Annotated in this window: 8 protein-coding genes; all 8 read right to left on the reverse strand. The window is 68.8% G+C overall.

From position 1 onward, the window contains the following. Nucleotides 1–115: 115 nt before the first annotated feature. Complete coding sequence (locus VNR91_RS02250; protein WP_325489168.1) at nucleotides 116–1,903, reverse strand: M14 family zinc carboxypeptidase; 1,788 nt, start codon at nucleotides 1,901–1,903, stop codon at nucleotides 116–118. 155 nt (nucleotides 1,904–2,058) lie between these two features. Continuing rightward, a complete protein-coding gene (locus tag VNR91_RS02255) occupies nucleotides 2,059–2,964 on the reverse strand; it encodes a 50S ribosomal protein L11 methyltransferase (RefSeq protein WP_325489169.1) in 906 nt (301 codons plus the stop codon). After that, the gene (locus VNR91_RS02260; protein WP_325489170.1) at nucleotides 2,961–3,659 is read right to left on the reverse strand and encodes an SDR family oxidoreductase; all 699 of its coding nucleotides are present in this window, start codon (nucleotides 3,657–3,659) and stop codon (nucleotides 2,961–2,963) included. The genes VNR91_RS02255 and VNR91_RS02260 overlap by 4 nt, the downstream gene beginning before the upstream one ends. Nucleotides 3,660–3,697: 38 nt before the next feature. Continuing rightward, a complete protein-coding gene (locus tag VNR91_RS02265; protein ID WP_414712364.1) occupies nucleotides 3,698–5,053 on the reverse strand; it encodes a methyl-accepting chemotaxis protein in 1,356 nt (451 codons plus the stop codon). A gap of 78 nt (nucleotides 5,054–5,131) precedes the next feature. Beyond that, entirely contained in the window at nucleotides 5,132–6,187 is a 1,056-nt protein-coding gene (recF, locus tag VNR91_RS02270; protein ID WP_325489171.1) for a DNA replication/repair protein RecF, read from the reverse strand. Between the two features lie 325 nt (nucleotides 6,188–6,512). After that, on the reverse strand, nucleotides 6,513–7,313 hold the full coding sequence (locus VNR91_RS02275; protein WP_325489172.1) for a Coq4 family protein: 801 nt from the start codon (nucleotides 7,311–7,313) through the stop codon (nucleotides 6,513–6,515). A gap of 74 nt (nucleotides 7,314–7,387) precedes the next feature. Beyond that, entirely contained in the window at nucleotides 7,388–8,503 is a 1,116-nt protein-coding gene (gene dnaN / locus VNR91_RS02280) for a DNA polymerase III subunit beta (protein WP_325489175.1), read from the reverse strand. Nucleotides 8,504–8,637: 134 nt separating this feature from the next. Beyond that, the coding region (locus VNR91_RS02285; protein WP_325489173.1) for an outer membrane protein at nucleotides 8,638–8,904 on the reverse strand (267 nt) is incomplete at its 5' end.

Raw genomic sequence — 8,904 nt, forward strand, 5'->3', positions numbered from 1 at the left:
CCGAACTCGCCAACACGACCAAGCGCGCGCGATAGGATCAGGCGGAAGGATCGCGCCCGCGACGAACCGCCGACGTGAAACCGGCCGACCGGTCCACGTCGGCGGCTTCAGACGATCACTCGCCCAGCTTCGGGTTCGCGACGCGGAACACCGGGTAGAGCCGCGTGTCGGGATTCCACGACGAATGACGCCGCGCGAAGAACTCGATGCGGGCGCGCTGATCGCGGGCGAACGCCGGGTCGCGGGTCAGGCGCTGGGTGAATTCGGCCATGATCGCCGGATCGCGCAACTGCGCGAGCGCCACGTCCTCGGCGACATAGGCGGGCAACCCGCCACCGCCCTGAAGCGCGTTGTTGAACTGGCCCCAGGCCAGCAGCGAATCGGGGCCGGCCGGCTCGAACAGCGTTCCGACCAGCCGCGCGCCTGGCTGACCGCTCGGCACGAACAGCGACCCGGCGGGGATATCGCGGCGCTCGGACTTCCATTCGCCCTCAACCTTCGCGCGCTGACGCCCCTCGTTCGGCATCGCATCGAGCGCGACCTTGTCGGCGCGGTAGGTCTCGACATCCGTCGCCGCGAGCGGCTTGTCGAGCCGGCGGAAGCTGATGCCATGCAGTTCGAGCAGCGGCGCGACCGCGTCGGCATAGGCCGGCTGCACCACATAGCCGCCCAGCGGCAGCCGCGCGGTGATCGACGGCACCAGCTCGTCGCGGAACGGCACGCGCCAGATCTGCGGCTTGGTCTCGTCATACCGGATCAAGACACCCCCGGTGATCGCCGACGGGGTGCGGGTATAGGCATAGCCGCGGAAGTCGATCATCTCCGCCTTGTCGGTCGCCTTCCAGTCGAGCACGACGTCCTGGCCCGCCATCGCCTTTGCCCGATCGTCGGCGGCACGCGCTTCGCGCAGCCATGCTTGCCCGTTGGCGGCGGTCTCCTCGACCAGATCGACGATATAGTTGCGGGTGATCCGCACCCGGACCGGATATTCCTTCCACGAATGGGTTTCGAGCAGGATCGAGAAGCGGTTGCGCAACTGCGAATAGCCGGTCGAGTAGCGCGGGGTGTAGACCGAGTTGACGAAGCCGGCGGCGGGATCGTCCGGGCGCGCCAGCGAGGGATAGAAGGGCAGCGGGAGCGAGCCCTGCTTCGACAGGCGGGCCAGAATCGAGTCGCGCAGCGAGCGGCCGACACCCGCCAGCGTGGTATCGCCGGCCACGCCCGGCTCGATCTGGACCGACACGTCGTGTTCGAAATTGGCGCCGTTGGTGACGTGGAGATCGGTGTAGACGATCGGATCCCACGCATCGATCAGGCGCAGCATCGCGCGAGTCTCGGGCGCGTCGGCCTTGATATAGTCGCGGTTGAGGTTGATGTTCTGCGCGGTGGCGCGAATTCCACCCTCCTCCGGCCCGCGCTGGTTGGGGCGGTTCCAGCGGTTGAACCGCTCATGCCCGTCAACATTGTAGACCGGCACGAATACCACGACCTGCTTTTCCAGCGCGCCGGGCGCCGCCTGGCCGTCGAGCATCTGGCGCAGCGCGAGATAGCCGGCGTCCTTGCCGTCGATCTCTCCTGCGTGGATGCCGCCCTGGACGAGAATCACCGGCAGCCCGCGCTCGCGCGCCGCCTCAGGGGTCAGCGCGCCGCTGCGTGACACCACCAGCGCGCGCATCGGCCGCCCCTCCGGGCTGGTGCCGAAGGTGATCGCGCGGACCGCGTCGGGATAGGCGCGGACGAAGGCGTCGTTGAGCACCTCGACCTCGGCCAGCCGGCCGGTGCGCTTGAAGCCGGACTTCTCCGATTCGGTGACGAGCGCCGGATTGACCTTTTGCGCCATCGCCGGCGTCACCGCCGCCGCCAGCGCCGCGAGCGCCGCCGCGCCGGCCAGAGTGTCCCGCAAACCCGACCGCACTGGTCCCGTCCGTCCCCGCATGAAGCCCCCCTTGTCGAAAAACCGATGATCGTCCCGCCGCATGGCGCAAACGCCGTCGCGATATCCATCAAGCGGGCGGAATAGTATACAGTAAAGGCGCGTCCGGTATTCGCCGCCGCCGGTTAGCGCGGCCGTTTGCGCAGGCGCAGGATCGTCCAGTCGCCGCGTTCGATGCGGCCCGCCACCCGGCAGCCATGGCGGCGATAGGCGGCGGCGACGGCGTCGGCCTGTGTCGTCAGCAGCCCGGCCAGCACGACCTGCCCGCCCGGCGCCGCCAGTGCGGCGAAATCGCCCGCCATCGCGATCAGCGGCGCGGCCAGGATGTTGGCGATCACCAGATCATAGGGCGCGCGTGCCAGCACCATCGCATCGGCGACGCCATCGGCGACCGCAGGCGCCAGCGCCCCCTGGCGCAGGCCGATCGGCACACCGTTGATCGCCGCGTTCTCGACCGTGACGTCGATCGCGATCGGATCGATGTCGGTGGCGGTGGCGTAGGCACGCGGCCACAGGTGCATCGCCGCGAACGCCAGCAGTCCGGTGCCCGTGCCCAGATCGATCAGGTTGCGCACCACCGTGCCGCGCGCCTTGATCCCTTCCAGCATCAGCAGGCAGCCGGCGGTGGTCTCATGCGTGCCGGTGCCGAACGCCAGCCCCGCCTCGATCTGGAGCGCCTTGGCCCCCGGCGGCGGTGCGCCGCGATTGGTGCTGGTGTGGACGTAGAAGCGCCGGGTCGCCACCGGCTCGATCCCGGCCTGGCTGAGCGTCACCCAATCCTGTTCCTCGATCGCCTCGACCACCGGCTTGGCCTTGCCCGCGCTGGGCACCAGCGCACGCAGCGCGGCGATCGTCACCGCATTGGGCTTCTTCTCGAAATAGGCGTCGAGTTGCCACGCATCGGGATCGTCGACCACGCGCTCGCTGGTCATCAGCACCGGCGCCGGATCGATCATCGCCAGCGCCTCGCCGACCTCGATCGCCTCCGCCTCGGCACGGGTGCAGGGGAGCGTCACCTTCCAGCTCGTCATCGCACGTAGCTCGCCCCGTTGATGTCGATCACCGCGCCGGTCATCGATGCCGGGGCCTCCAGCGCGAGGAAGCGCGCCGCGTCCGCCACCTCGTCGGGCTGCGCGACGCGGCCGAGCGGGATGTCGGCGAGCAGCTTGTCGCCGCCGCGGCTGGCGAGGTAATCGTCGGCCATGCCGGTCATGGTGAATCCGGGGCAGATCGCGAAGGCGAGGATGCCCTCCCGCGCATAGCCGCGCGCGATCGTCTTGGTCATCGCCACCATCCCCGCCTTTGACGCGGCATAATGCCAGTGCGCGGGCGAATCGCCACGATAGGCGGCGCGGCTGGCGATGTTGACGATGCGCCCGCCGGTCCCGCGCTGCTGCCAATGGCGCACGGCGAGGCGGCACAACTCGGCCGACGCGGTCAGGTTGATCCGCATGGTGCGTTCCCAGCCGGCGACCCAGTCGTCATGCGCGGCGTCGAGCGGATTGGCCTCGAACACCCCGGCGTTGTTGACCAGCACGTCGATGCGCCCCTCGAGCGCGTCGAGCGCCCGGTCCCACAGCGCGTGCGGCGCGGCGGGATCGGCGAAGTCGGCGGGAAGGCCGCTGGCGGTGCCGTGACCCACGCAGCGCACGCCGGGCAGGTCAAAGGCCTCTGCGATCGCCGCGCCAATGCCCCGGCTCGATCCGGTCAGGAGAATATGGCTCATGCCCCACCGGATAGGCCGCGACGTCCCCGGAGGGAAGATCAGGCGGCGGCGGAGGCGGAAAACCCTTCCGCCGCGTTCTTGAGCGCGGCGAGCCGGTCGTCGATCGCGCCGAATTCGCGGCCGAGCTGGTCGACCTCCTGCGCCACCGATTCGGTATCGGCGCGGATCGCGGCGATGGTTGCGGACATCGAATCGGCGGCCAGCGCGGTCTCGTCGACCGCGGCGGTGATCGCGGTGACCGTGGTCGCCTGCGCCTCCATCGCGCCGCGGATGCGCTCGGCCGAATCCTGGACCTCGTCGACGGTCGTGCGGATCGAGGCGTTGGTTTCCACCGTCGATCGCGTCGCCGACTGGATCGCGGCGATCTTGGCGGCGATGTCGTCGGTCGCGCGGGCGGTCTGGTTGGCGAGGCTCTTCACCTCCTGCGCCACCACCGCGAAGCCGCGCCCGGCGTCACCGGCGCGCGCCGCCTCGATCGTCGCGTTGAGCGCGAGCAGGTTGGTCTGCCCGGCGATGTCGCGGATCAGCCCCAGGATCGATTCGATCGACTTGGCATGATCGCTGAGAGTCTCGCTCATCCCCACCGCCTGGCTCGCCTGCGCGCTGGCACGGGTGGCGATCTCGGCTGCCGCCTCCACCTCGGTCCGGGCGTCCTCGATCGCGCGGATCAGCCCCGCGGCGGTCTGCGCCGCCTCACGCATCGCCAGCGCCGACTGTTCGGCGGCGGCGGCGACCTCGCTGGTCTTGCCCAACATGCCGCGCGCCGCGAGCGAGGTGCTGCTCGCTTGATCGCGCAGCGCGCCCCCTTGCGACGACGCGCTTTCGACCGACAACGAGATGGTGCTGCGGAAATCCGCCGCCAGTCGCTCCCGCGCGATCTTTTCGCCGTGCATCCGGAAATAGCTGTAGAGTGTGCCGGTGATCTCGCCTTCGAGCGACGACAGCCGGATGATCGCGTCGATCATCGTCGGCAGGCGCGGATCGGCACCGTCGATGCGGCGCAGCAGCACGTCGAGCGCGATCCGGTCGCTGGCGCAGATCATCGACCGCAGCACCATGGGCTCGACATCGGCGGCATAGGCGGCGGCGACCGAACGTTCGATCGAATCGACCCACGCCTGGCCATGCGTGTCGAGGAAACGGTTGCGCAGGAACACGACGCCCAGATCGATCATCTTCTGCGCCTCGTGCGGCGCCCAGTCGCGCTGGTCGGCAAAGCTTTCCAGCCATTGCTGCCAATAGGCGGCGGCGATCGCCTGCGCCTCCGGCTCGATCAATTCCCAGGCCGCGCGCGCCGCGTCCGACAGCGCGCCATCAAAGCCGAACACGCGCAGCCGCGTCGGCAGATCGATTCTGGCACTCAGGCTTCCCGGCGGCGGCAGGTCCTTGGTCAATGCGGTCTCCAGCGTCGGCAGGGTGAAACATGCCCCGCAATCCTCCCCGGAAATACGCGCTGAATGGTTAAATGGCGGTTAGTTTTCGATTCTTCCGTTCACCACCCGCAGCCGGATGGCGGGACCGGGCACATCGGCGAACAGCGCGGCTTCGGTGCCGGTCATCCACACCTGCCCGACGCCCGCCAGCGCATCGAACAGCGCGGCGCGGCGGCCCGGATCGAGATGCGCCGCGACCTCATCCAGCAGCAGCACCGGCGGCCGCCCGGTCGCGGCGCCGACCAGCGCGGCATGGGCCAGCACGATGCCGAACAGCAGCGCCTTTTGCTCGCCGGTCGAACATAGCGCGGCGGGCTGCCCCTTGCCTGCGTGGATCACCGCCAGGTCGTGGCGGTGCGGGCCGATCAGCGTGCGGCCGGCGGCGGCATCGCGGCGGCGGCCGGCGCGCAGCGCGGCGGCGAGATCGTCGGTGCACGTCCCCTCGATCGCCAGCGTCGCGCGCGCGAAGCCGGCCTGGCCCGCCGCCAACCGCTCGCCCAGCCGGTCCACCGTCATCCGCCGCGCGGCATCGATCGCGGCGCCATGCTCGGCCATCGCCGCCTCCAGCACCGCCAGCCATTCGGGGTCGGCCGGGACGTCGTCGGTCAACAGCCGGTTGCGCGCGCGCATCGCGGCTTCATAGCGCGTGGCGTGATGGGCATGGGCCGGCGCCAAAGCCAGCGTCAGCCGGTCGAGGAAGCGGCGGCGCTCGGATGCGGGCTCGACGAACAGCCGGTCCATCGCCGGGGTCAGCCACAGCACCGACGTCCATTCGGCCAGCGCCGCCGCCGCAGCGGGCACGCCGTTGATGCGGACGATGCGGCGTTCGGGCGCGGTCGCGATGGTGCCGGTGCCGACCTGGGTATCGCCGTCGAGCGTCGCGGCGACGCCGAACCCGCCCGCCCCGCCCTGGCGCGCCATGTCCGACAGCGGCGCACGGCGCAGGCCCCGGCCGGGCGCGAGCAGCGAGACCGCCTCCAGCACGTTGGTCTTGCCCGCGCCATTGTCACCGGTGAGCACCACGAACCCAGGCCCCGGCGCCAGCGTGACAGCGGCATGGTTGCGGAAATCGGTGAGGACGAGGCGGGAGAGCATCGCTTGCGTCCTTACGGGGTGCGGGCCGGCGGGCCAAATCTGCTGGGTGACCGGGATTTTGATTCACGCGAAGACGCTAAGAGAGAGCAGAAGAAGCGGGTTCGCGCAGAGGCGCAGAGGACGCGGAGGCGTTTCGTCCTTGGCGCCGTCTCGAGTCAGCGAGACTTCAATTTTTCCCGGCAGCCGAGCACCTGAAGGCCGCTGGCGCGGCGATATCGGGGCCGTGAGCGACACCCCTCCGCGTCCTTCGCGCCTCTGCGCGAATCAATCTTCTTCGCGTCTTCGCGTGATCCCGAACCGTCTTCAAACCGTCAGCCGCACGCGATCAGATCGCCTGCACGCCCATCTGGTCGAGGTGGATCTGCGCCTCACGGTACTTGACCGCAGGCAGGATGTTGAGCCGCTTGCGCGCCGCCTCGAGCGGTTCGGCGAGCAGCGCCTCGTAATCCTCATTGTGCAGCCATTTCGCCGCCTTGCCGTGACGATAGCCCTCCATCACCGCCGCCAGCACCCTGGTGCCCTTGGTCACGCGCAGGCTCTTGAGCGCGCCCATCGCGCCGATCGCGCCCCAGCCAAGGCCGCCGGTCTGCGCGTAGGAAAAGGCGACGAGGCACAGCTCACCCAGATGCTCCTCGGCGGTGTAGCCGGTCAGCGTGTGCCAGATGTCGTGGATGTCGCGCTCGCGCTGACCGAACCAGATGTGCGGGTGCTCGGCATTCTGCCAGCCGGTGTTGTCCTGATAGCTGATGTCCGCCAGCCCGTTGGCCGAGAACCCCGTCTTGTCGAGGAACGCGCGATAGGTCGCGCCGACCGATCCCGCCGGCAGCGAATCGAGCCACGCGCGGTCGCTGAACCGTTCGGCCAGGCTGATGCGGTGATAGGCGAGCCGCCCGCCCTCGACCGTCGACAGCAGCCGGCGGTAATTCTGCCGGGTGACGTCGCCGTTGAGAGCGCGCATGATGCGGAACACCTGCACCGTATCGTCGCCATTCGCCATCAGCTTGCGCAACGCGGTCCACGCCGCCTTCCAGTCGCGCTTCTGCGGCAGGCCGGGGTTGAAATCCGGTGCCGGGGCGGTGGGTGCCGGTGCCTCACGGGCAAAAGTGTCAATCGCCTGCGTCGCCATGAGTCGCGAATCCTTACTGACAATAATGTCAGTATGGTGCGAGCGCGTTAACAAATCAAGTGCGAGTCTGGGCCTTACACCCGCATCGGCATCAGCACGTAGAGCGCCGGCGACTTGTCATTCTCGCGGATCAATGTCGGGGCGGCGGCGTCCGCCAGATGCACCTCGACCGAATCGCCCTCGATCTGGCCAAGGATGTCGAGCAGGTAGCGGCTGTTGAAGCCGATCTCGAACGGCAGCGCGGTGTAATCGCCCGGCACTTCCTCCGCCGCCGCGCCGTTTTCGGGCGAGGTCACCGACAGGGTGATCTTGTCGCGGTCGAGCGCCATCTTGACCGCGCGGGTCTTTTCGGTGGCGATGGTCGACACACGGTCGACGCCCTCTTCAAAGCTGCGCGGATCGATCTTGAGCAGCTTGTCGTTGCCCGTGGGGATCACCCGCGAATAGTCGGGGAAGGTGCCGTCGATCAGCTTCGACGTCAGGATCGCCTGCCCCAGATCGAAGCGGATCTTCGACCCCGACAGCGACACGCCGACCGACCCGTCGACCTCATCGAGCAGCTTGCGCAGCTCGCCCACCGCCTTGCGCGGGACGATCACGTCCGGCATCGCCTCCGCCCCGTCGGGCCGCGCCACGGTAACGCGCGCCAGCCGGTGGCCGTCGGTCGCCGCCGCCTTCAGCGTATCGTCGCTGATGTGGAGGAAGATGCCGTTGAGGTAATAGCGCGTCTCCTCGGTGGAGATCGCGAAGCGGGTCTTGTCGATGATCTGCTTGAGCGTTTCCGCCGGCAGTTCGAACTGGGTGGGCAATTCCCCTTCCGCGATCACGGGGAAATCGTCGCGCGGCAGCGTCGGCAGCGTCGAATTGTAGCGGCCGGCGCGAATCGCCAGTCTTCCCTCGGCCGCGGCCAACTCGACCTGGCTCCCCTCGGGCAGCTTGCGCGCGATGTCGAACAGCGTGTGCGCGGAGACGGTGATCGCTCCGGCCTGGTCGACCGCCGCCGGCACCGTCTCGTCGATCTGGAGATCGAGATCGGTCGCCATCAGCCGGATCGATCCTCCGCCCCCATCGGCGCCCGATGCCTCGATCAGCACGTTGGACAGGATCGGAATGGTATTCCTGCGCTCGACCACCGACTGGACGTGGCTCAGCCCCTTGAGCAGGGTCGCGCGTTCGATCGTCGCCTTCATCACTTCAAACCCCCGGTCGCCTCCCAGCGCGACTGCGGCCGGTGGCACTTTGCCGCCGAGACCTTAGCGCCAAAAAAAGGGCCGGAGCAAGCGCCCCGACCCTTCGTTTTCGCTGGCTTCAGCGCGGTTTCGGCTCAGAAGCGTATGCCGACGCCGCCGACCAGCTGATTGCGGTCGACATCGACGTCATAGCCCTTCAGGTCCGAATAGTTCGAGTAGCGATATTCGCCCTTCACATAGACGTTGGGGCTAAGCTTGTACTCGATGCCCGCACCGAGGCGGTAACCGTCGAGGTTGGCGTGATCGCGGATGCTGGTGGTGCCGACGTCGTAGCGCGCCTCGATACGGGCGTTGGTGTAGCCCGCCTTGGCATAGACCAGCGCCACCGGCGACACGGCGAA

The organism is Sphingomonas sp. (assembly GCF_035555815.1).
Lineage (GTDB): Bacteria > Pseudomonadota > Alphaproteobacteria > Sphingomonadales > Sphingomonadaceae > Sphingomonas.